Raw genomic sequence first — 22347 nt, 5'->3', positions numbered from 1 at the left:
GGCATGCAAGTAACCATTAAGGACGTCGCAAGGGAAGCAAATGTTGCGCCATCGACTGTATCGCGTGTAATCGCCAACAGTCCACGCATCAGTCAAAAAACGAAAGAACGTGTCCGTCAAGCGATGGAAGAACTCGGGTACTATCCGAATGTACACGCACGGAGCCTGGCGAATCGGACGACACAGGCAATTGGACTCGTCATGCCAAGTGCGGCAACGAAAACGCTCCAGAATCCATTTTTTTCGGAAGTGATCCGGGGAATCAGCACGAAAGCGCATCAAAACGGCTATTCCTTGTATATGACGACGGGAGTGTCGGAAGAAGAGGTCTACGAAGGAGTCGTCTCGATGGTTCAGGGTCGTCGCGTCGATGGTGTCGTCGTCTTGTATTCACGGACCGATGATAAAGTCGTTCAGTTTTTGCAGGATTCTAAATTTCCGTTCGTCGTGGTCGGGAAACCGTTCAGTGATTCGTCCCACGTCACGTATGTCGACACAGACAATTACCTCGCGGGACGCGAAGTTACGAAATATTTACATCAACTCGGGCATGAATGTATCGCTTTCGTCGGAGGCGCACAAGATCTTGCGGTGACGCAGGAACGTGTCGGCGGTTATAAGACGGCGTTGATGGAAGAGGGGATTCCGATCCACGAACCGTATATCGTCAGTGCTCCGTTCATGACGACCGGTGGAGCAGACGCGGTCAAAAGGCTGATGTCGCTTGAGCACCCGCCAACCGCTGTCGTCGTCAGTGATGACATGATGGCGCTTGGTGTCATGAGCACATTAAATGAGATGGAAATCAGTGTGCCGGACCAGATGGCCGTCGTCAGTTTCAACAACTTATTCATTGCCGAATTTTCAAGTCCACCGTTGACTTCCGTTGAAATCAATATCTTCGGCCTAGGTTTTGAAGCGACGAACTGTCTGATTGAACAGATGAACGAAGAGGCGACACCATATGGAAAACGTGTGATCGTGCCTCATTATCTGGTAGTTCGTCAGTCATGCGGCGGTCCCGCCAAATAAACAGAGACGATTGATGTTGCACCACTCCTTCCGTTCGGAGAGTGGTGTTTTTTTATTGGAAAATTACAGTCAGCAGATGGAGGCAGTCAAAACGAAGGCGGATTCAGAAAAAGAATTTTATTTTCGTGCAAACGATTGCATTAGTAGTTTTTATGTGTAAAATAAAGAATGTAGAGAATAATAAAACGCTTACAAACGATGCTTGTGCGTCCGGTGATTAAGAATAAAGGAGCGACTTAAAATGAAACGATTGTTTGATATTAATGAATGGAAGATTACGGAGCAAGGATTCCACCCGGAAGATAACCGTCTGGCAGAATCGATGACATCGATCGGAAACGGTCATATGGGAATGCGCGGAAACTTTGAAGAGGATTACTCGGGCGATACGCATCAGGGGATGTATGTCGCAGGTGTCTACTATCCGGATAAGACGCGTGTCGGTTGGTGGAAAAACGGCTATCCGGAATACTTCGCAAAAGTCTTGAACGCTGTTAACATCATGGGACTTCGTGTTTCCATCAATGGAAAAAACGTGGATTTGAACGAGTGGGAAGTTGTAGATTTTAAACGTGAACTTGATATGCAACATGGTGTCCTCACCCGGACGATGTTGATCAGAAATGGTGTCGAAGAAACGAAGATTGAAGCGACACGTTTTTTCTCAATCGTCGATAAAGAACTGGCTGGACTCCGTTACACCGTTACACCTGTTAACTTTGATGCCGAAGTCATCATCGAATCCTATCTGGATGCGGATGTCGAGAACGAAGACTCAAACTACGATGAAAAATTCTGGCTTCCGGTCGAACACGGCGTAGAGGAACGATTTGCGTATGTCACGTCTAAAACAAAGAAACTGGATTGGCACGTCACGGCAGCGATGATCACGGATGTCGAAGGGGCCAAATGTGAAGTGCTGGAAAGTACATTACAGTACGTAGCAAACCGTTTCACGAAACAGGTGCCGGCGGGAGAGGCGGTTACAGCTGAAAAGCTGGTCGCGCTCGTCACGAATCGTGATTATGAAATCGAAGACTTGTTGGCGCAAGCGATGAAACGTGTTAATGATGCCTTTGATATTGGATTTGACGAAGCGCTTGCAGCACACCAAGCTGCCTGGTTAAAGCACTGGGAAGAAGCTGACGTGAAGATTGAAGGCGACATCGAAGCCCAACAAGGCATTCGCTTCAATATCTTCCACATGTTCCAAACGTACACAGGGGAAGACTCCCGCTTGAACATCGGACCAAAAGGATTCACGGGAGAAAAATATGGCGGGGCGACTTATTGGGACACAGAAGCCTACTGCCTGAACTTCTATCTGGCGACTTCGAAGCCGGATGTCGCGTGGAACCTGCTGAAATACCGTCACAATCAACTGCCGCAAGCAAAAGAAAATGCGGATAAGAATGTCGGCATGAAGGGTGCCCTGTATCCGATGGTAACGATGAACGGGGAAGAGTGTCATAACGAGTGGGAAATCACCCATGAAGAAATTCACCGGAACGGTGCGATTGCCCATGCGATTTATAACTATACGAACTATACAGGGGATACGTCTTACCTTGGACAGTACGGATTTGAAGTGCTTGTTGAAATCGCACGTTACTGGGCAAGTCGTGTCAACTACGTTCCACAGAAGGATGTATACATGATCCTAGGTGTGACGGGACCAAACGAATACGAAAACAACGTTAACAACAACTGGTACACCAACTTGATGGCAGCCTGGTGTCTTGAGTATGCCCAGACGGTCTACCGTCATCTCGAGCAAGCAGAGCCGGCGCGTCTGGAAGAGTTGATGCATCAACTGGCCTTGTCGGACGAAGAGTTGGCACAGTGGGCAGAAATTGATCAAAAAATGTACTATCCAAAAGACGAGACGGTTCCGGATGTCTTCATGCAACAAGACGGCTTCATGGACAAAGAACAGATTATGGTCGCAGACCTTGATCCGAAGCACCTTCCGTTAAATCAAAATTGGTCGTGGGACCGCGTCCTGCGTTCTGTCTTCATCAAACAGGCCGATGTCTTGCAAGGACTGTACTTCTTGACGGATCGTTTCTCGGTCGAACAGAAGAAAAATAACTTTGACTTCTATGAGCCGCGGACGGTCCACGAATCATCGCTCTCACCATGTATCTATTCCATCATCGCGGCGGAAGTCGGGTATGAAGAGAAGGCGATGGAGTTGTATCAGCGCTCGGCACGTCTCGATCTTGATAACTACAACAATGATACGGAAGATGGTCTACACATTACATCGATGGTCGGATCTTGGATGTCCATCGTTCATGGTTTCGCAGGACTTCGTGTCGAGGAGGGGACGTTATCCTTCAAGCCAATGTTGCCGAAGGGATGGACAAGCTATTCATTCCGCATGCAATGGCGGGGGCATCATATCCTTGTCCACGTCAAACAAAATGAAGTCTGCATCGAGCAGAATACAGGGGGAGCATTTACGTTGCAACTCCACGGGGAAACCGTTGAAGTGCCGGCAGAAGGTGCTGTAACGATTCCAGCTTCGATGACAGTCTGATTCATATACCGGCAGGAGACCTCACAGTCCCGGCCGGTATTTTTTTTGGAATTCCCGCAAATGTCGAGTTGTGTTCAACTTCTGAAAATGAGAGCGTTACCAAAAAAAGAAATGAAATTCTTTCGTCATCTTGACTATCCGGACTCATTTGTTATGTGCTAAAGTGTTCCAAGATAGTTTACGAATGAGAGGAGAACAAGGTGTGACAGCGGTTGTAAAGGAAAGTATCTTAAAAGTAATTGTCGCCTCGATTGGCGGGTTCGTCATCGCATTAGCGATGAACTGGTTCCTGATTCCAAGTGGTGTGTATTCAACAGGATTTACAGGACTAGCCCAGATTTTGACGCAGGTGTTACAAGGAACGGCGTTTGCCTTTGGTGAAAACGTCTGGTTCTTAGTGCTGAACCTGCCATTAATCGTTCTGGCATGGATTATGTTAGGACGCAGTTTTACCATCATTACATTGATTTCCGTTTTGGCGACAACGATTTTTATTGGACTGATTCCACAATATGCTGTCATTCCGGGTGATCAGACACTCAACGCCGTGTTTGGTGGTGTTTTGCTTGCGATCGGTACCGGCATCACGATTAAATTCGGGGCGTCGACGGGTGGTTTTGATATCGTCGCCTTGATTTTTGCACGTTTCTCCGATCGAAGTGTCGGGTTGTACTTGTTTGTGTTGAACTTCTTGATTGCCATCTTGGCCGGTGCCTTGTTTGGTTGGTCAACTGCACTGTATACGATTGTCTTCATCTATGTCACCTCAAAAGTCGTCGATGAAATCCACACGAGCAACCAACGCCTGACGATTTTCATCATCACGAATCATGCCGATGATATCACGACGGCATTGCATCAACATATCATTCGCGGTATTACGCAGATGCCGGCAATCGGCACCTACTCACGGGCCGAGAAATCGACGCTGATGATGGTCATCGAACGACATGAGTTGCGGGACGTCGAACGGATTTGCCGGGACGCCGACGAAACAGTCTTCATCAATGTCGTTGCGACAGACTCGGTCGTCGGATATTTCCGAAAAGGATAAACGGGTTCGGAAGAAATCCTTATGCTGGTTACAGACAAAAAGAAGCCGCTCTCTCGTCCATTCGACGGGAAAGCGGCTTCTTTTAATATGGGGCATTAAATCAGTCCGAGGACATGTTTCAGGTAGTAAGCAATTCCGTCTTCTTGATTCGTCTTGGTCGTGCCATTGGCAACCAATTTAAGGGGACCAATCGCGTTGCCCATTGCAACACCATGACCGACATAATCAAGCATTTCCAAATCGTTTTCTTCATCACCAAAAGCGACAATCTGTTTTTGATGGATGTTGAGATGGCGCGAAATCTGTTGCAGACCAACAGCTTTGCTCGTTCCTTTACGCATGACTTCCACCATGTATTCCGGTTTGATCCACTGCCGGTTTAACACGGTCTCAGCATGGATGCTCGACAGCTCCGAGCGAATGTCCTGGACATGTTCGCCTTTCGCATGAATCAGTAACGACGTCGGCTCGTGTTGTAATACTTTCCGTAAATCGCCTGTCGTCACCGATAAAGCATGATCCGTGTAAAATTCATAAATTCCGACCGGATCCCGTTGGAAGTAAACATGGTCCGTCACTTCGCAGACGATGTTTTGTGTTTTAGTATCAGAGATTGATTCCAATATGTGCTGCACGGTCTTTAACGGAATCGGATGATGGCTGACTTCGAAATGTGGATCGTGCGGATGATGAACGAGTCCACCGTTAAAGTTGACGATTGGTGTCGTTAGTCCGAGTTCATCGTAATACCGTTTTGCATGTCGAAACGGACGCCCGGTTGCGATGACGACCTCGTGTCCGTTTTCCCGTGCCTTCCGTAACGCTGCTACGTTTGCTTGACTGATTGTCTTGTCGTCACGAAGTAAAGTGCCGTCGAGGTCGACGGCGATCAAATGACGTTGCATGAATAACCCACTCCACTCTTGATTCATTACGCTTACTGTAGCATATCCGACGGAAAAAATATCTAGAATTGCCTGTGTTTTAGAATCGAGAAAGCGTTTAAAAAAATTGGAGAAAAGCTGTCTGTTGCTTCAAAAAATGATATACTACGAAACGTAGGACATAAAAAAGTAAGCTAAGAAATGGAGGGGGAAGAATGCGTTTTCTCGTTACATTCTTCTGGTCGTTTTTACTCGTGAACACAGCCGTGTTCATCGTATCAGCGGTCGATGCAGTCACGTATAACTTCGGATTCGCGACAGCTATGTCAGTCGTGACTTCACTTGTCGTCTTCGCACTTGATGCAGTCAATGAAGATCTTGGTCTTGGTCAAGGGACAAAGGCAGAATAAGTTAAAAGCGAGATATCGTCATTCGGACGATAGACTCGCTTTTTTATCATTTGGGAGGTATTCCATGATTTTACTGAAAGAGGTACGGCTGGCAGGGAAATCGACGGATGTACTGGTTGGTGGAGGAAAGATTTTGGCAATCGGTTCCTATGCCGTCGATGACCGGTTGATTACACAAACGATTGACGGTGCAGGAAAACAGTTGGTTCCGGGATTAGTGGACGGACATGTGCATCCGATTGGCGGCGGGGGCGAAGGCGGATTTTCGACGCGGACGGCTCCTCTTTTGGCAACGGACTTCTTAACGGGAGGCGTGACGACCGTCGTGGGTCTGCTTGGGACGGACGGCTGGACCCGGACAGGAATTGATTTGTTGGCACATCTTCGGGGATACACGAGTTCCGGAATCCAATCTTTTTTATTGTCGGGCAGTTATGCTGTCCCGCCGGTTTCGATCACCGACTCGATTGCCCGGGACATCTTGCTGATCAATGAAGTCATCGGTATCGGTGAAATCGCAATCAACGACCATCGTTCGACACAACCGACCGTTCAGGAATTGGCCCGTCTCGCGTCAGAAGCCCGGATGGCCGGTTTGTTAAAGGGGGTCACGGGAACGATGAATGTCCATATCGGGGACGGCAAACAGGCTCTCCGCTTGCTTGAAGAAGTGGTGGAGACGACCGATATTCCGATCACCCAATTTTTGCCGACCCACATCAATCGCAGCGAACGGATTTTTGAAGCCGGTTTAAAGTGGGCCAAACAAGGGGGGCGAATCGATTTTACGACCTGCACGACCGATGCTTTCATCGAAGAAGGCGAAGTGCCGGCGGGACTCGCCCTAAAACGTGCGCTTGAGGCAGGTATCCCGTTAGAGCAGATTACGATGTCGAGTGATGCGGGAGCCAGTTTACCGGCATTCGATGACGCCGGCAAACTGCTTCGATTAGAGACCGGACGACCCGAGTCGATGCTCGAAGCGGTTCGGGACGCTGTTCAATACGGTGTTTCATTCGAGCAGGCGATGCAGACGGTCACTTGTAATGTCGCAGATGCTTATGGCTTCTCCGCAGGACGTATCCTTCTTGGTGAGCGGGCGGATCTGTTACTGATTGATGACGCTTTGCAAATCGATACGATTCTTGCGAATGGGCGTGCTATAATGATTCAGAAAAAATGGCTGTCGCCAGAATGACGGAGGGATCAATGTGTCAAAGAAGTCTAATCGTGTGAAACCGACAAAAAAACCGCAATCAAAAGCCAACTGGATCACAGCAGGTGTGATTGCGCTGATCGTCTTGGTGGGAGCAACGATGTTACTGTTCGCGGATCGGGAAGATTCAGCATCCAAGAACGGAAATTTAAGTGCAAGCCAAGTATCCGATAAGTTGAAATCGGGCGATGAATTTTATACGTATTTCTACCAAACCGGATGCGTGCACTGTGAGAAAGTAAAACCTTACTTAGTGCCGCTCGGAGAGAAACAAGACATTCCATTCGAACAGATTGATCTTGCGGTCGAGCAGTCGGCATGGGATACATTCGGGATCGAAGGAACTCCGACCGTCGTTCACTTTAAAGACGGAAAAGAAGTCAGCCGTGTTTCAGGAGAACAGACCGAAGAGGCCTATAAGGAATTTTTTGCGGGAAAAGACGTTAAAAATTCAGAAGAAGAGTCGTCTGGTGATTTAAATGATTAAACAGTGGTTTTTCACCCAACTATTCGAATTGAACGGACATCCGGCAGTCGCGAAACAACTGCGACGGTTTGCGATGAGTCCGGCGAGTCGTCCGTTGATCCAACCGTTCGTCAACATGTACGACATCCAGATGCAAGAGGCGGAACAGCCACTTGCTTCGTACAAAACGTTACATGATTTGTTCGTCCGACATTTAAAAGAAGAAGTGCGTCCGGTCGATCCGTCTGCACAGGCTGTCGTCAGTCCGTGTGACGGTGTGTTGTCCGTCGTCGAGGACTTGACGGAAGACAGCCGGTTTACCGTCAAGGGACAAGCCTATTCGGTCGCAGAACTGCTTGGTTCTCACCATGAAGCACAAAATTATATCGGTGGGCGTGTCTTAATCTTTTATTTGAGCCCACAAAACTATCATCGGGTCCATGTTCCGATTGACGGAACGGTTCGGACAAGTTATACGCTTGGGCGCGATTCGGCTCCCGTCAACGAACTTGGTCTCGAATATGGAAAACGTCCGTTGACACGCAACTACCGACGCGTCACACGGATTACGCAAGGAGACCATGCACTGGAGCATGTCATGGTCGGCGCATTAAACGTCAACACGATCGTCCAAACGAATCAACAACGGGAAGTCAAACGTGGTGATGAGTTTGGGTATTTCTCATTCGGTTCGACCGTCGTCTTGATTTGTCCGAAAGACGCTGTCACATTAGCGGACGACATTAAAGGTCCGGTCTTGATGGGACAACGAATCGGTACTTGGAATTCATGAATGCGGGACGCTCTCTAAGGATCAAGGGAGCGTCCCGTCATGCTTAGGAGGAATCTGTCATGCAGATTTTGATGTTTACAGAAATGGCGAACTCATCGCTTCAAGTGTATGGCGCGTTATTCATCTTCTTAGTAACGTATGCGTTCATCATCAGCGAGAAAATCAGTCGTGCCATCGTCGCTTTATTAGGAGCACTGGCGATGATCATGTTAGGGATCGTGGAACTCGAATCTGCGTTATTTGAATATGTGGAATGGGGAACCATCGTGCTGTTAATCGGGATGATGATTCTCGTGACGATCGCGAATCAATCGGGCTTATTTGAATATATCGCAATTCGTGCGGCGAAACGGACAAAGGGCGATCCCATCAAAATTTTGATTTTACTCTCTTGTTTGACGGCTTTCGGGTCGGCTTTCTTGGACAACGTCACGACAGTGTTGTTGATTGTCCCGATTACGTTTTCGATTACGAAGGTCTTAAAAATCAAACCGTTTCCGTTTCTCTTGGCGGAAGTTCTGTTTGCCAACATCGGCGGGACGGCAACCTTAATCGGAGATCCGCCGAACATCATGATTGGAGCTGCGAATCCGCATTTGACGTTTAATGCGTTCTTGTGGAATCTCGCTCCCATCATCGTCTTGATCACAGTCGTGACGATTGGGATTTTGTATTTTCTGTTCCGGAAACAGTTGCATGTCGAACCGGAAAATCAACAGAAATTGATGGAAATTGACGAAAACAGTTACATCATCAGCCGTAAACTTGTTCTCCGGAGCAGTATCGTACTGATCAGTACCATTGCCTTATTCATTTTACATCCGCTACTGAGCCGGATCGGGATTCAACTCGAGGCTCCGGCCATCGCGATGCTCGGTGCAACGGTTTTGATGTTATTGACGATTGAAAACAATCATCAGCTAGAAGAAGTGTTTGCCCGAATCGAATGGACAACGATCTTTTTCTTTGCGGGATTGTTCATCTTGGTCGGTGGGATTCAAGAAGTCGGCATCATTCGTTATCTGGCGGAGCAGACAATCACGTTGACCGGGGGAGATATCGAAACGACGGCGACGGCGGTTCTTTGGTTATCCGGTATCGCAAGTGCGACGATTGACAACATCCCGTTCGTCGCGACGATGATTCCCCTCATCAACGATGTCGCGACAGGTATCGGTCTATCACCGGACAGCCCGCAAGTCGACGTCTTATGGTGGTCGCTTTCACTCGGAGCTTGTCTCGGTGGAAACGGGACGTTGATCGGCGCATCCGCCAATGTGATTGTGGCAGGTCTTGCAACCCGCCAAGGCGAGAAGTTCACATACGGGCGTTTCCTGTTATACGGGGCCCCGATTACGATCGTGACACTCATTTTGTCGCAACTGTATTTATGGATCCGCTATTATTGAAGGCGGATGAACGGACGGAAGATGTATCCAATCTTCCGTTTTCGTTTGGTCATCGCTCAATCAAATCGATTGTGCTATAATCGAACGATAAGAACATAACTGTTTCTTAAACTTAACTATAGAGCTAGACCATTATCTGGAGGTTTTATTCTTGTTTAAACGACTTTATCCAAAACATTTTGTGGCTTCGATTTATGATATCGACTTAGAGATGTTAAAACGAAACGGTGTCAAAGCAATTTTGACGGATCTTGATAATACACTTGTCGCTTGGAATATTGCCGATGCTCCAGACGAATTGGTGTCATGGCTCGATATGGTCAATAATCAATATGGATTTGACGTCATCATCGTCTCGAATAATAACGGCGATCGAGTCAAGAAATTTGCGGATCCGCTTGGCCTGCATTACATTGCACCGGCACGTAAACCGTTACCGATTGGTTTTAAACGGGCACTGACAGAATTCGGGTACCATGCGAAGGAAGTCGTGTTCCTCGGAGACCAGTTGTTTACCGATGTACTCGGAGCAAATTCAGTAGGTATCGAAGTGATTCACGTTCAACCCGTCGTCAAGACAGACGGTGTCGTCACAAAATTTAATCGCTTGATGGAACGCGTGATTTTCCGGCGGATGAAACGTAAAGGGATCTATAAATTGACGCAACGCGTCAAAGAGGATCCGGCAGCGTTGAAACATCCCATCGAGACGCTTCGTCAAGATAAGCAACAATGACCCTGTCATACCGGTAGATGAAAGGATAGGCAGCAGTCGCAACATGTACGGCAAAAGGTCGGAAGTTACGCTCTTGGAGTAGCGAGCAGGGCGCTACGTTGAATAGAGAAGGGAAAGTTCCCGATGCGGCTCAACACACACATGGAAGAAATCAATTGCGCAGGCTGTGGTGTCGCGATCCAAACAGAGGATCCGAAAGCACCCGGTTATGCGCCTAAATCCGCACTTGATCGTGAAATGGTCATCTGCCAACGTTGTTTTAAACTCAAGCATTACAACCAAATTCAAGACGTCGCATTAACGGACGATGATTTTGTCAAAATCTTAGATGGAATCGGTCAAAAAGATGCACTTGTCGTCAAAATCGTTGATATCTTTGATTTTAACGGAAGTTGGTTACCAGGATTACACCGCTTTGTCGGGAAAAATGATGTTTTGCTTGTCGGAAATAAAGCAGATTTATTACCGAAATCACTCAATCCGAACCGTCTGATGAACTGGATGCGTCAAACATCAAAAGAGTTGGGGTTACGCCCGGTCGATGTGCATCTGATCAGTGCGAAAAAAGGGCACGGGGTTGATGAGCTGGCAGAAAAGATTGATTACTACCGTAAAGGACGCGACGTGTATGTCGTCGGCTGTACGAATGTCGGAAAATCGACATTGATCAATCAGGTCATCAAGCGTTTCGGAGAAGAAGAGGAAGCTGTCATCACAGTCAGTCACTTCCCGGGAACAACGCTTGATTTGATCGATATCCCGCTGGACGACAACTGTAACCTGTACGACACACCGGGAATCATCAATCATCATCAAATGGCACACTACGTGGATGCACGGGATTTGAAGCTGATTACACCGAAAAAAGAAATCAAGCCGCAAGTTTTCCAAATCCATCCGCAACAAACGTTGTTCTTCGGTGGTCTGGCACGTCTTGACTACATGGAAGGCAACAAACGATCGTTCGTCATCTACATGTCGAATGATTTGAAAGTACACCGGACGAAGCTTGATAAGGCGGATGATCTGTACGCGAACCATAACGGAGAATTGTTATCGCCTCCGAATGAGAAAACGCTTGAGATGCTTCCGCCACTCGTTCGACACGAGTTCAGTTTGCGCGATAACATGAAGACAGATATCGTCTTCAGCGGACTGGGCTGGGTCGCTGTTCACGGAAAAGGCGGACGAGTTGCTGCCTACGCACCAAAAGGTGTGGCCGTCTCGTTACGTGAGGCGCTCGTCTGATGCATTTTGCTGTCATCGGTCATCCGATTGCCCATTCACTTTCACCCATGTTGCACGAAACATGGCTGAAAGCGGCTGGGCTTTTCGGCTGTTATACCATGGTAGATGTTGAAGCAGAAGAGTTAGAGTCGCTCGTCCTGCAATTACGAACCCGTCAATTGGACGGGATTAACGTGACGATTCCGTATAAGTCAGCCATCATTCCGTTTCTCGATCGTCTCGAGCCGGCAGCCGCCCGTGCAGGAGCCGTCAACACTGTCTATTGGGACGGGGATGATCTTGTCGGAGCAAATACGGATGGAACCGGATTTGCCCGCGCACTCGCATCACGAACCAATGCGGAACGCACTCTGGTGATTGGTGCCGGCGGGGCAGCGCGGGGCATCATTCCGATGCTGCCGGGTCACGTCACGATCATGAATCGAACGAATCAAACGGCTGAGCGTGTCGCAGACGAATTCGGACAGCATGCTGTTGCGTGGTCACGGACAATCGATTTGACGCCGTATGATGTCATCATCAATACGACTTCGGTCGGGATGGCCCCGCAAATCGAGGAAACACCCATTGATCTGACAGCGACGACGGCCTTGATTTGTGATATTATTTATCGACCGACTCCGACCCGTCTGTTGCGTGAAGCTACCGCAAGCGGACTTGATACATTAGATGGTGTCTTGATGTTTGTACTACAAGCGGCTGAAGCGTTTGAACGCTTCACCGGTCATAAACCTGACATCGCTCTCGGCGAACAGGTGATTAGAAAGCAATTGGAGGAATTATAATATGTTAACAGGTAAACAAAAACGTTATTTACGCGCGACGGCTCACGATTTAAGCCCGATTTTCCAAGTCGGAAAAAACGGTGTAGGGGAAGCGATGTGTGCGGACTTGATGGACGCGCTCGAAAAACGTGAACTCTTAAAAGTTCAAGTGTTACAAAACTGTGCCGATGCACCAAAAGATGTCGCGGCTGAACTCGTTGACGGAACGAACGCAGAACTGGTTCAAGTCATCGGGAAAGTCATCGTTCTCTACAAGGAATCGAAAGAGAATAAGACACTTCAATTACCACGATGAAGATTGGGTTGATGGGTGGAACGTTTGATCCGCCGCATATCGGTCATCTGTTGATTGCCGAACAAGCGAAAGAACAACTCCAGTTGGATGCGGTCTGGTTTTTACCGGCTAAGCTTCCACCCCATAAACAATCGACGGGAACAAGCGCCGACAAGCGGCTTCAGCTTGTTGAAGCGGCGATCCAGTGTAATGAAGCCTTCTCTGTCTCGGATATCGAGTTTGAACGGGAAACGAAATCGTACACGTATGATACGATTCGTGAACTGAAAGACCGGTATCCTGAACATGACTTCTTTTTTCTGATTGGTGCGGATTCGCTCGTGAGTCTAGGGACGTGGTACCGCGCGGACGACTTGTATCAAGAAGTCCGGTTCGGTGCCGTCGCACGACCGGGGAGCCGCTATCTGATTCCGGAGGGAGCGCAAGTCACGGCAGTCGACATGCCGTTGCTTGAAGTCTCTTCGACGGATATCCGTCAACGCGTGGCGAGAGGCCGCAGTATCCGTTACCTCGTACCGGAACCGGTCCGACAATTAATCAAGGAGTGGAAACTCTATGCGACTTGAAGAAGCGAAACGAATCATTGAGGAAACATTACCTACGAAACGTTACATCCATACGCTCGGAGTCGTCGAGACAGCTGTTCAATTGGCCCGGCGATACGGAGTACAAGAAGACAAGGTTGCCTTGGCAGCGATGCTGCATGACTATGCCAAATATCGGAATGTATCCGAGATGCAGACGATTGCAGTGGAACTTGGTTTAAATCATTTGCTTGCGTATGAGGATGAATTGCTGCACGCGCCTGTTGGGGCTGAACTCGTCAAGCGGGAGCTTGGCGTCGAGGACGTCGAGGTTTACCAAGCGATCGCGAACCATACGACCGGTGCACCCGGCATGCCTCTGCTCGATCAAATCATTTTTGTGGCGGATGCGATTGAACCGAATCGCCGGTACCCCGGTGTGGATCAGCTTCGACAGATTGCGCAAGAAGATCTCACACAAGCCGTCATCGCGACACTTGGACAGACGATCACATTTTTATGTAAAAAACAAACAGTGATTTTTCCGCTGACGATCGAGACATACAATGCGTTCATCACGGAAAAACGAAAGGGGACCGTCCTATGACAGTCGAACAAGAATTAAAATTAATCGTAAATGCAATTGATGATAAACGTGCCGAGGACATCGTCGTACTCGACATGTCGAAGATTTCACCAATCGCAGATTACTTCGTCATTTGCGAAGGAAACTCGGAGAAACAAGTTCAGGCCATCGCGCGTGAAGTGAAAGAAGTCGCCCATAAAAACGAATTGCCGATCAAACGACTAGAAGGAATGGATGCGGCACGTTGGGTCCTCGCTGACCTTGAGAATGTCGTCGTTCACGTCTTCCACCGGGATGACCGTGATTATTATAACCTCGAGAAATTATGGGCAGACGCACCTAAAGTAGAAGTCGAGATCGACTAATGGCGTATGAACAGTTTGCGTATGTCTATGACGAACTGATGCAGGATGTCCCGTACCCCAAGTGGGTCGCTTGGGTGCTCGAACAGGTAGAGCCCGGTAAAAAGATTGCGGATATCGGTTGCGGCACAGGAACAGCAACCTTGTTGCTTGCCGACCATTACGAGGTCACCGGCGTCGATTTGTCGGAAGAAATGCTTGAAATCGCCCAAGAAAAGGCGATGGAAACAGACCGTCACGTTGCGTTTTGGGTGCAGGACATGCGGGAACTCGAATTACCGGAACCTGTTGATGCAATCACGATTTTGTGTGATTCATTAAATTACTTGCAAACCGAAGCCGACGTCAAGCAGACGTTTGACAGTGCGGCCCGTCTTCTGACAGACGGCGGGAAGTTGTTGTTCGATGTACATTCGCCGTACAAGATGGAAACGTTGTTTAACGGCAAGACGTACGCCACTCATGCGGAACAGAGTTCGTATATTTGGTTCGCGGATCCTGGTGAAGCACCGTTATCGGTCGTTCACGAATTAACCTTCTTTATCGAAGATGAGGACGGACGGTACGATCGGGTCGACGAGACACACTATCAACGGACGTATCCACCGGAACAATACATCACGTGGTTACGTGAAGCCGGTTTTCGGGTTCGTTCGGTGACAGGTGACTTTACGACAGATGCTCCGACGGAAACAGCGGAACGAATCTTTTTTGTCGCCGAAAAATTATAAGCCGTTTGGAAACCATCGACCGTTCGCCGGTCGATGGTTTTTTTCGTCTTAAACGAGAGTACTGTCGCGAAACGTCTGATAAACGGAAAAGGAACAGCCGGACAGTCGAGATCCGAAGCAGGAAACGAGAAGTTGGGACAGAGGTAACAGAAGTGGAGAACTTGATACAGTCGGGTGGACGGGAGGAATATTGATGACGATTCCACGCTTACAGCAATTCGCCACTTTGGCCGTTGTACTCTTGCTCCTAGTGGTACTGTTTGTTCCGTTGCCTTCCTGTTCGAATGAGGCACTAGTCGAAAAACCAGCCATCGTCAAACAAGAGCAGGAAGCACAGGCGGAAGATCCGTCCACCAACGACTTACTTCGTGCCAAAAAAATCATGGTCGACATCAAAGGAGCGGTCAAACGTCCGGGTCCCTACAGTTTTCGGTTGGGGGACCGCGTCCAGGATGCCGTCAAGCGGGCGGAAGCGACTCCTGCAGCGGACGTAAACCAACTCAATCTCGCAGCACGTTTAATTGATGGGCAAGAAGTGGTCGTTCCGACAAAAAAACAGGACCGTGTTAAAAAGAAATCCGCGGGTCCGGTCGATCAGGCGGAGATCCCAAAAGGATTGCTGGATTTAAATGCCGCGACGGAAGAACAATTATTGGAAGTGCCGGGCATTGGTCCCGCCAAAGCGAGTGCAATCATCCAGTACCGGGAAGAAAAAGGTGGATTTGCGACGTACGATCATTTAGGAGACGTCAAAGGGTTTGGACCAAAGACGCTCGAAAATCTAAAAGCATACTTAATCGTCTACTGATGCCCTTATTTCCCTTGTTTTTTATGATCCTGTTGGTGGCATTAAAAGAATCACTTTGGTTTGTTGCTGCAGTGTGCATGATTTTTGTCCTGAAGTCGTGGTCGAAGTCGACCCAATCGCTGCTGTTGGTCGGTGGATTAAGTATGATTTTTGCGATCCGCCTGATTGCTCCGCCGCCTGTAACGGATATCCATGTCATCGATATCATCGATGCGAAGCAGAATGGGGATCGTATTCGCTATCTGGCTGAAGTACAACAGCAGCAAATCATCGTGGCGACGACGTTGGATGAAGACACAACGCTTGATTATGAACGAATCGGACAACGGTGTGAGGTGACCTTACACGAGTCGCCGGTCTTACCGCAATTAAACGACGGCGGTTTTGATGAGGCACGGTGGATGCGGACGGAACGATTAAGCGGAAAGTACGAAGTAGAGCGGTTCGGGAAATGTTCAGACACACCAGGGTTCGATGGAAATGGACGCCGGGTGCGCCAGGAGTGGATGGCACGTATCGAACAGTTGCCGGTTAAGCAAGCTCTCTATATCGAAGCACTGGTCTTGGGTGAAGACCGTCTGATGGATCAAACGACGATGGAACGTTTCAAACGGTTTGGATTACTTCATGCGATTGTGATTTCGGGCTCTCACATCGCATTTTTAATCTGGACGATGTTAGGGGTGCTTAAAAAAATCCGGTTGACCCGAGAACGAAGATTCGAGTTGGTCTTATTCCTGTTACCGCTGTACGGGTGGTTGACCGAATGGAGCGCACCGGTGATGCGGGCTGTTGGTGTGGCAATGATTTTATTATGTTGCCATCGATTTAATCGTCGACTGGACCCGGTGGCGGTCGTAGCGACGGTAGGAGCTTTCCAATTGGCGTTCTCCTATACAAGTTTGTATGATGTCGGGTTTCAGCTGACGGTCGGATTGACGGTCTTTTTATTATTGTCCCGCAGAATGTGGGACGGGATCAAACGTCCGTGGAACTGGTTGCTGATTAGTGTATGGGCTCAAATCATGACAAGTTTTGTGCTGCAACTAACGGAACAAACCGAACTTTCAATCTGGTCACCGGTCTTGAACATCCTTTTAGGCGGTTGGATCGAATGGGTCATTCTGCCGTTGTCTTTCCTTGCGAGTATGACGGTACTGATTCCGACGGCACCGACAATTCTTCAGCTCCACGGTCAAGCGGTTGCCTTACTGGACTACTCCTTGGCGCTTGCTGAACGCTTACCGTTGCCTTCCTCAGCCCTGCATTTGTTTTCATTTCCTGTCTGGCTGGCAGTGGCGGCAGGAGTGATGGGCGGTTGGTGGGTGGCTGAACGCAGATGGTTCGGGCACCTGATTCCGCTTGTCTGTCTGCTGACAGCCAGTACTGTTCTGGATCATCGGACGGAAGAGCGGATCACTTTTGTGGATGTCGGTCAGGGAGACAGTACCGTTATTGAAAAGGATGGAGAAACATTTGTCATCGATACAGGAGGGGTGTTCTCGCTCTCGAAACGACCGCCGTTGCGTCCGTTTGATCCCGGGAGCCAGATTGTTGCACCGTTTCTGTCCACACGGGCTGAGACACGAATTGACGGGCTGATTCTGACGCATGCCGATCACGATCATATTGGAGGGCTTGCCGGATTGTTGCGTAAAGTAAAAGTCGATACGATTTATCTTGGGCAATATGATAATCAAGACGAAAAACGCCAGGAACTGATCAAGCAGATTGAAAGGACGGGGACACGGATTCAATTCGTCCGAACCGGACAACAAATTCGCCCGTGGTTGAATGTAATTGCTCCTTCAGGAACGGAGGAAGAAGAAAATGACCGTTCCATCGTCCTGCTGGCTGAAGTCGCTGAACACCGTATTTTATTGACGGGGGACGCAAGCATCCAGCAGGAGGAGAAGTGGCGCGTCGGGAAGGTGGATATTCTAAAAGCCGGACATCATGGTTCCAAGACCTCGACAGGAGAAAAAATGTTGGAGCAAGTCGATCCGGAGACCGTCATCATATCAGCCGGGCGAAACAACCGGTATGGTCATCCGCATGCGGAAGTTTTGGAGCGGACGAGGGGACGGACCGTCATCCGGACGGATCAGGCGGGAATGATAACTTGTTCTGCAATGGGTTGTGAACCTATGCTAAAATAAAAAACAGCAACCCCCCAAGGTTGCTGTTTTAGTGATTAAAGACTTAAGAATTTGATTACGACGCCAATGATGAACAAGACTGCGAAAAAACCGAACGATGCGCCAAAACCGACGGCAGAGTCAAGCGCGTCATTACGTTTGGATTGAATATCGTTTTCAAACGCATTTTCACTTGGTGGGCGTACTGAATGTGCCATGCTGCATTCCCCCTAAAAATAGATTCCGCTTCTAGTATAGCGGAATAAAAGAGGATTATCTATGATGAAGTTAAGAACAAACTGTGAAATGTGGTGGGGAAGATGAAAACACCTTGGCTTGTCAACGGAAAACTGGCGAACCTTTATTTATTATATGGAACAGAACGTCACCTTTTGGAAGAATGGGAACGTGAAATCGTCAAAGCTGCCTTACCGGACGGTGAGCGGTTCGACTATATGAAAATTGACTTAAACGATCAACCGCTTGATGCGGTACTCGATGAGGCGGAGACCGTTCCTTTTTTAAGTGACTATCGTGTCGTCATAGCGAAACCTGCGACGTTTTTAACGGGAGCAAAAGATAAAAAAACTCATAATGTCGATCGTCTGGCAGAGTACATCATCCAACCGGCGGATTATGCGATTGTCGTCTTGATTGTGGAGGCAGAAAAACTGGATGAACGAAAAACCATCGTCAAACGTCTGAAGGATCGCGCTGTGATTCTCGAAGCCAAGAAACCGACAACAGAAGAGCTGTTCCGTTTTGTAATGGATGCGGTGAACGACAAGGGTTATCGGATGGATCGTCCAGCCATTGAGCGACTGATCTTTTTGACCGGTGAAATGTGGGCGACGCTGACACATGAACTGGATAAATTGATGCTGTATGCAGGGGATCGACCGGCAATTGAGCTGGAAGATGTGGATTTACTTGTCCCGCGGACGCTGGAAGATAACGTGTTCCAGCTGACCGATTACCTGATGAAACGTCAACTTGAACCGGCGATTCGTCTGATTCGTGATTTGGAAAAACAAGGTCAAGAAGTTTTGGCACTGCTCGGTCTGATGGCACGCCAGTATCGGATGATGCTGTTATCGAAACGCCTCGCCGAACAAGGGTATGGAGAGCGGCAAATCGCTTCGAAAGTCGGTGCCCATCCGTATGCGATCAAACTGGCGTTGCAAGCGGGAAAACGTTTTACGTTCGCGCAGCTCGAACAAGCCTTGATCGCCATCACGACAACGGACGAAGGGATGAAAACCGGACGCGGCGATAAACGGATTTTATTTGATTCGCTTGTCGTACGATTGGCCACTTTGTGAGGAGGTTGTAACATGGAAATTCAACTCATTGAAGCATCAGAAGTGATTCCACTGCGGCATGAAGTGTTACGGCCGCATCAACCGATTGAAACCTGTACGTATCCGGATGACCATGCGGAAAAAACGTTCCATCTGGGTGGCATCAAAAACGGGCGGATTGTTGCAGTCGGTACATTTTCGAACCGATCGCATGAAACCGATCCTGAATTGACGTATCAACTGCGTGGGATGGCGACGAGCCCTGACGTCCGGGGTGAAGGATACGGCAAGGCACTGCTTGAAGAAGCACGTAAGGTGTTGGCGGCGAGACAAGCTCGTGGCTGGTGGTGTAATGCCCGCCTCGTGGCGGTGCCTTTTTACGAACGGTCCGGACTGATGATTGCCAGTGAATCGTTTGAGATTGAGGGGATTGGTCCGCATCATGTGATGGTCGACCGCTTCGCAAGGAAAGAATAATGGGTGGAATTCATTCATCTTCTAAAAAACAGCACAACAAATAGAGGGGCGGACGTAACAGTCCACCTCTCTATTCTTGTGTTATGTCTATTTTTTTTAAGTCGGTTTCTGTTTAGGAACAAAAAAATCACCACTGGAGCAAGCTCCTAGTGGCGATCGATCACTGTATCCTTCAAAGAAGAATTAAAGTGCGTTTACGAGTCGAGCGAGACGTGATTTGTCACGACCAGCTTTGTTGCTGTGGATAAGACCTTTAGCAGCAGCTTTGTCGATTTTCTTAGATGCTGTGTTGAAAGCTACGAGCGCTTGCTCTTTGTTGCCTTCAGTAGCGAAAGTTTCGACTGCTTTGATTGCTGAACGCATAGACGATTTACGTTGTACGTTAGCGACGCGGCGTTTTTCAGCTGTTTTAACACGCTTGATTGCTGATTTAATGTTAGCCATGGATGATTCACCTCCAAGAAAACTCATTCGAGATTTATATTCGCATATCTGCATTTATCGTTCAACAGAACAAACACAATTGTAGCAAACGTTTTTCTTAAAAGCAATAACAGCTCTAGGGTTTCTTTCGATTTTTGTTTTTCAGGAAAACAAAACGAGATGGTGCACCTCGTGTAATTTTTGGTATAATGAAGCGTATGTACGTTTGACTATAAGGTAAGGTGACTATAAACATGAATAATGCAGATCGTTTAAAGCGGCAAAAAAGTATTCGTAATTTCTCCATCATCGCGCATATCGACCATGGGAAATCGACACTTGCAGACCGTATTTTAGAAAAAACAGGTGCGTTGACATCGCGTGAGATGAAAGATCAGACGCTGGATGCGATGGATTTAGAGCGCGAACGCGGGATTACCATTAAATTAAATGCCGTTCAGTTGAAATACACGGCAAAAGATGGTGAGGAATATATCCTCCATCTGATTGATACACCGGGACACGTCGACTTCACATATGAAGTATCACGTTCACTCGCAGCATGTGAGGGCGCTGTACTCGTCGTGGATGCCGCACAGGGAATCGAAGCCCAGACACTTGCCAACGTGTATTTGGCGCTCGATAACGATTTAGAAATCTTACCGATCATCAATAAAATTGATTTGCCGTCGGCGGACGTGGAACGTGTCCGTCAAGAAATCGAAGATGTAATCGGACTCGATGCTTCAGAAGCCGTTCCGACGTCTGCGAAAGCAGGTATCGGGATTGAGGAAATTCTGGAACAAATCGTCGCAAAAGTTCCGGCACCAACAGGGGATCCGGAAGCACCACTCGAAGCATTGATTTTTGATTCGTATTACGATGCCTACCGTGGTGTCGTCGCTTCGATCCGTGTCGTTAACGGAACGGTTAAAGTCGGCGACAAGATTCGGATGATGTCGACTGGGAAAGACTTTGAAGTCTTGGAACTCGCCGTGTCGACACCGAAACCACTCCGTCAGAAAGAATTGACGGTCGGCGATGTTGGAACGTTGTCTGCTTCCATTAAAACCGTCGGCGATGTCCGCGTCGGGGATACGATTACCTTGGCGAAACAACCGGCTCAAGAAGCTCTACCGGGATACCGGAAGATGAATCCGATGGTGTACTGTGGTCTTTATCCGATTGACGCCGCACGTTACAACGATTTACGTGAAGCACTTGAACGTCTGCAGTTAAGTGACGCGGCACTCGAATTCGAGCCGGAAACGTCACAAGCACTCGGATTCGGTTTCCGTTGTGGTTTCCTTGGTATGCTTCACATGGAAATCATTCAGGAACGAATCGAACGTGAGTTCAACATTGATATGATCACGACAGCTCCATCGGTTATCTATCATGTGACGACGACGGCCGGAGAAGTGCTCCACGTCGACAACCCGTCGAAGATGCCGGAACAACAAAAAGTCGAGTTCATTGAAGAGCCTTACGTCAAAGCGGCGGTCATGACACCAAACGATTACGTCGGTGCCATCATGGAACTCTGTCAAAAGAAACGTGGGACATTCGTCGATATGGAGTACATCGATACGACACGTGTCAAAATCACGTATGAACTTCCATTGTCGGAAATCGTCTATGATTTCTTCGATCAGCTGAAGTCGAGTACAAAGGGATATGCATCGCTTGATTACGAGTTGATTGGTTATCAGCAATCACGTCTCGTCAAGATGGATATTCTCTTGAATAACGAAAACGTCGATGCACTGAGCTTTATCGTTCACCGTGATTTTGCGTATGAACGCGGGAAAGTCATCGTTGATAAATTGAAAGAACTGATTCCACGGATGCAGTTTGAAGTACCGATTCAAGCCGCCGTCGGAACAAAAATCGTTGCCCGCTCGACAATCAAGGCGTTGCGGAAAAACGTTCTCGCCAAGTGTTACGGGGGAGATATCTCGCGTAAGCGTAAATTGCTCGAAAAGCAAAAAGAAGGTAAGAAACGGATGAAGATGGTAGGCTCGGTAGAAGTACCGCAAGAAGCCTTCATGTCGGTTCTGTCGATGGATGAAGATTGAGAGAAGAAACAAAGGGGGCGTTTTGGCGCACCCTTTTTCTGTTTAAGTA

24 protein-coding genes are annotated in these 22347 nt (G+C 48.3%); 21 read left to right on the top strand and 3 right to left on the bottom strand.

The window, feature by feature from the left end; translation table 11 throughout:
• The first annotated feature begins 3 nt into the window (after positions 1-3).
• The 3 genes from P397_RS0113120 to P397_RS0113110 all read left to right on the top strand — a co-directional run bounded on the left by P397_RS0113120 (position 4) and on the right by P397_RS0113110 (position 4628).
• Positions 4-1032 carry a LacI family DNA-binding transcriptional regulator gene (locus P397_RS0113120; RefSeq protein WP_028106835.1) on the top strand — a complete coding sequence of 343 codons (1029 nt, stop codon included), beginning with the start codon at positions 4-6 and terminating at the stop codon, positions 1030-1032.
• A gap of 241 nt (positions 1033-1273) precedes the next feature.
• Positions 1274-3574 (top strand): glycoside hydrolase family 65 protein, encoded by a 2301-nt coding sequence (locus P397_RS0113115; RefSeq protein ID WP_028106834.1) that lies wholly within the window; start codon positions 1274-1276, stop codon positions 3572-3574.
• Between the two features lie 202 nt (positions 3575-3776).
• Entirely contained in the window at positions 3777-4628 is an 852-nt protein-coding gene (locus P397_RS0113110; protein ID WP_026833694.1) for a YitT family protein, read from the top strand.
• Between the two features lie 95 nt (positions 4629-4723).
• Here P397_RS0113110 and P397_RS0113105 read toward each other — a convergent pair whose 3' ends face one another.
• Complete coding sequence (locus tag P397_RS0113105) at positions 4724-5533, bottom strand: Cof-type HAD-IIB family hydrolase (RefSeq protein WP_026833693.1); 810 nt, start codon at positions 5531-5533, stop codon at positions 4724-4726.
• A 194-nt stretch (positions 5534-5727) separates the two neighbouring features.
• Here P397_RS0113105 and P397_RS0113100 point away from each other — a divergent pair, with 194 nt between their 5' ends.
• From P397_RS0113100 to P397_RS0113030, 15 genes are all read left to right on the top strand, one after another.
• Complete coding sequence (locus P397_RS0113100) at positions 5728-5922, top strand: YjzD family protein (protein WP_012369663.1); 195 nt, start codon at positions 5728-5730, stop codon at positions 5920-5922.
• 64 nt (positions 5923-5986) lie between these two features.
• Positions 5987-7120 carry a beta-aspartyl-peptidase gene (iadA, locus tag P397_RS0113095; RefSeq protein WP_028106833.1) on the top strand — a complete coding sequence of 378 codons (1134 nt, stop codon included), beginning with the start codon at positions 5987-5989 and terminating at the stop codon, positions 7118-7120.
• Between the two features lie 34 nt (positions 7121-7154).
• Complete coding sequence (locus P397_RS0113090) at positions 7155-7625, top strand: thioredoxin family protein (protein ID WP_235183998.1); 471 nt, start codon at positions 7155-7157, stop codon at positions 7623-7625.
• Positions 7618-8397: a phosphatidylserine decarboxylase gene (locus P397_RS0113085; protein WP_028106831.1), complete on the top strand. Its 780-nt coding sequence runs from the start codon at positions 7618-7620 to the stop codon at positions 8395-8397. The genes P397_RS0113090 and P397_RS0113085 overlap by 8 nt, the downstream gene beginning before the upstream one ends.
• 59 nt (positions 8398-8456) lie before the next feature.
• The gene (locus P397_RS0113080) at positions 8457-9806 is read left to right on the top strand and encodes an ArsB/NhaD family transporter (RefSeq protein WP_028106830.1); all 1350 of its coding nucleotides are present in this window, start codon (positions 8457-8459) and stop codon (positions 9804-9806) included.
• A gap of 151 nt (positions 9807-9957) precedes the next feature.
• Positions 9958-10542 carry a YqeG family HAD IIIA-type phosphatase gene (locus P397_RS0113075; protein ID WP_026833688.1) on the top strand — a complete coding sequence of 195 codons (585 nt, stop codon included), beginning with the start codon at positions 9958-9960 and terminating at the stop codon, positions 10540-10542.
• Positions 10543-10683: 141 nt separating this feature from the next.
• The gene (gene yqeH / locus P397_RS0113070) at positions 10684-11790 is read left to right on the top strand and encodes a ribosome biogenesis GTPase YqeH (protein WP_026829033.1); all 1107 of its coding nucleotides are present in this window, start codon (positions 10684-10686) and stop codon (positions 11788-11790) included.
• Complete coding sequence (gene aroE / locus P397_RS0113065; protein ID WP_028106829.1) at positions 11790-12575, top strand: shikimate dehydrogenase; 786 nt, start codon at positions 11790-11792, stop codon at positions 12573-12575. Before yqeH ends, aroE begins: the two co-directional genes overlap by 1 nt.
• A 1-nt stretch (position 12576) precedes the next feature.
• Positions 12577-12870, top strand: a complete 294-nt coding sequence (gene yhbY / locus P397_RS0113060) for a ribosome assembly RNA-binding protein YhbY (RefSeq protein ID WP_012369671.1) — start codon at positions 12577-12579, stop codon at positions 12868-12870.
• On the top strand, positions 12867-13436 hold the full coding sequence (locus P397_RS0113055) for a nicotinate-nucleotide adenylyltransferase (protein ID WP_028106828.1): 570 nt from the start codon (positions 12867-12869) through the stop codon (positions 13434-13436). The genes yhbY and P397_RS0113055 overlap by 4 nt, the downstream gene beginning before the upstream one ends.
• Entirely contained in the window at positions 13426-14001 is a 576-nt protein-coding gene (gene yqeK, locus P397_RS0113050; protein ID WP_028106827.1) for a bis(5'-nucleosyl)-tetraphosphatase (symmetrical) YqeK, read from the top strand. Before P397_RS0113055 ends, yqeK begins: the two co-directional genes overlap by 11 nt.
• Entirely contained in the window at positions 13998-14345 is a 348-nt protein-coding gene (gene rsfS / locus P397_RS0113045) for a ribosome silencing factor (protein WP_014969755.1), read from the top strand. The genes yqeK and rsfS overlap by 4 nt, the downstream gene beginning before the upstream one ends.
• A complete protein-coding gene (locus P397_RS0113040) occupies positions 14345-15073 on the top strand; it encodes a class I SAM-dependent DNA methyltransferase (protein ID WP_028106826.1) in 729 nt (242 codons plus the stop codon). Before rsfS ends, P397_RS0113040 begins: the two co-directional genes overlap by 1 nt.
• A gap of 193 nt (positions 15074-15266) precedes the next feature.
• The gene (locus P397_RS0113035; protein WP_028106825.1) at positions 15267-15881 is read left to right on the top strand and encodes a helix-hairpin-helix domain-containing protein; all 615 of its coding nucleotides are present in this window, start codon (positions 15267-15269) and stop codon (positions 15879-15881) included.
• A 35-nt stretch (positions 15882-15916) separates the two neighbouring features.
• Positions 15917-18040: a DNA internalization-related competence protein ComEC/Rec2 gene (locus P397_RS0113030; RefSeq protein ID WP_235183997.1), complete on the top strand. Its 2124-nt coding sequence runs from the start codon at positions 15917-15919 to the stop codon at positions 18038-18040.
• A 35-nt stretch (positions 18041-18075) separates the two neighbouring features.
• Here P397_RS0113030 and P397_RS17800 read toward each other — a convergent pair whose 3' ends face one another.
• A complete protein-coding gene (locus P397_RS17800) occupies positions 18076-18237 on the bottom strand; it encodes a YqzM family protein (RefSeq protein ID WP_012369678.1) in 162 nt (53 codons plus the stop codon).
• 102 nt (positions 18238-18339) lie between these two features.
• On the opposite strand from P397_RS17800, the gene holA reads away from it, so the two are divergent.
• A complete protein-coding gene (gene holA / locus P397_RS0113020) occupies positions 18340-19341 on the top strand; it encodes a DNA polymerase III subunit delta (protein ID WP_028106823.1) in 1002 nt (333 codons plus the stop codon).
• A gap of 12 nt (positions 19342-19353) precedes the next feature.
• Entirely contained in the window at positions 19354-19797 is a 444-nt protein-coding gene (locus P397_RS0113015) for a GNAT family N-acetyltransferase (RefSeq protein WP_028106822.1), read from the top strand.
• A gap of 183 nt (positions 19798-19980) precedes the next feature.
• Here the strand turns inward: P397_RS0113015 and rpsT are convergent, their stop codons facing one another.
• Positions 19981-20241, bottom strand: a complete 261-nt coding sequence (gene rpsT, locus P397_RS0113010) for a 30S ribosomal protein S20 (RefSeq protein ID WP_012369681.1) — start codon at positions 20239-20241, stop codon at positions 19981-19983.
• 233 nt (positions 20242-20474) lie between these two features.
• Between rpsT and lepA the strand changes: the two genes are divergently transcribed.
• Positions 20475-22298 carry a translation elongation factor 4 gene (gene lepA, locus P397_RS0113005; protein ID WP_026833678.1) on the top strand — a complete coding sequence of 608 codons (1824 nt, stop codon included), beginning with the start codon at positions 20475-20477 and terminating at the stop codon, positions 22296-22298.
• Positions 22299-22347 lie beyond the last annotated feature (49 nt).

It is taken from the genome of Exiguobacterium undae DSM 14481, from assembly GCF_000620805.1.
In the GTDB taxonomy this organism is placed as follows: domain Bacteria; phylum Bacillota; class Bacilli; order Exiguobacteriales; family Exiguobacteriaceae; genus Exiguobacterium_A; species Exiguobacterium_A undae.
This window is presented reverse-complemented; position numbering and strand designations above follow the sequence as displayed.

Excerpts from the sequence above, each read along its gene's own strand:
- P397_RS0113120 (WP_028106835.1), top strand. The coding sequence starts at position 4 with ATGCAAGTAACCATTAAGGACGTCGCAAGGGAAGCAAATGTTGCGCCA.
- P397_RS0113115 (WP_028106834.1), top strand. The coding sequence starts at position 1,274 with ATGAAACGATTGTTTGATATTAATGAATGGAAGATTACGGAGCAAGGA.
- P397_RS0113105 (WP_026833693.1), bottom strand. The coding sequence starts at position 5,533 with ATGCAACGTCATTTGATCGCCGTCGACCTCGACGGCACTTTACTTCGT.
- P397_RS0113100 (WP_012369663.1), top strand. The coding sequence starts at position 5,728 with ATGCGTTTTCTCGTTACATTCTTCTGGTCGTTTTTACTCGTGAACACA.
- iadA (WP_028106833.1), top strand. The coding sequence starts at position 5,987 with ATGATTTTACTGAAAGAGGTACGGCTGGCAGGGAAATCGACGGATGTA.
- P397_RS0113085 (WP_028106831.1), top strand. The coding sequence starts at position 7,618 with ATGATTAAACAGTGGTTTTTCACCCAACTATTCGAATTGAACGGACAT.
- P397_RS0113080 (WP_028106830.1), top strand. The coding sequence starts at position 8,457 with ATGCAGATTTTGATGTTTACAGAAATGGCGAACTCATCGCTTCAAGTG.
- yqeH (WP_026829033.1), top strand. The coding sequence starts at position 10,684 with ATGGAAGAAATCAATTGCGCAGGCTGTGGTGTCGCGATCCAAACAGAG.
- aroE (WP_028106829.1), top strand. The coding sequence starts at position 11,790 with ATGCATTTTGCTGTCATCGGTCATCCGATTGCCCATTCACTTTCACCC.
- yhbY (WP_012369671.1), top strand. The coding sequence starts at position 12,577 with ATGTTAACAGGTAAACAAAAACGTTATTTACGCGCGACGGCTCACGAT.
- P397_RS0113055 (WP_028106828.1), top strand. The coding sequence starts at position 12,867 with ATGAAGATTGGGTTGATGGGTGGAACGTTTGATCCGCCGCATATCGGT.
- yqeK (WP_028106827.1), top strand. The coding sequence starts at position 13,426 with ATGCGACTTGAAGAAGCGAAACGAATCATTGAGGAAACATTACCTACG.
- rsfS (WP_014969755.1), top strand. The coding sequence starts at position 13,998 with ATGACAGTCGAACAAGAATTAAAATTAATCGTAAATGCAATTGATGAT.
- P397_RS0113040 (WP_028106826.1), top strand. The coding sequence starts at position 14,345 with ATGGCGTATGAACAGTTTGCGTATGTCTATGACGAACTGATGCAGGAT.
- P397_RS0113035 (WP_028106825.1), top strand. The coding sequence starts at position 15,267 with ATGACGATTCCACGCTTACAGCAATTCGCCACTTTGGCCGTTGTACTC.
- P397_RS17800 (WP_012369678.1), bottom strand. The coding sequence starts at position 18,237 with ATGGCACATTCAGTACGCCCACCAAGTGAAAATGCGTTTGAAAACGAT.
- holA (WP_028106823.1), top strand. The coding sequence starts at position 18,340 with ATGAAAACACCTTGGCTTGTCAACGGAAAACTGGCGAACCTTTATTTA.
- P397_RS0113015 (WP_028106822.1), top strand. The coding sequence starts at position 19,354 with ATGGAAATTCAACTCATTGAAGCATCAGAAGTGATTCCACTGCGGCAT.
- rpsT (WP_012369681.1), bottom strand. The coding sequence starts at position 20,241 with ATGGCTAACATTAAATCAGCAATCAAGCGTGTTAAAACAGCTGAAAAA.
- lepA (WP_026833678.1), top strand. The coding sequence starts at position 20,475 with ATGAATAATGCAGATCGTTTAAAGCGGCAAAAAAGTATTCGTAATTTC.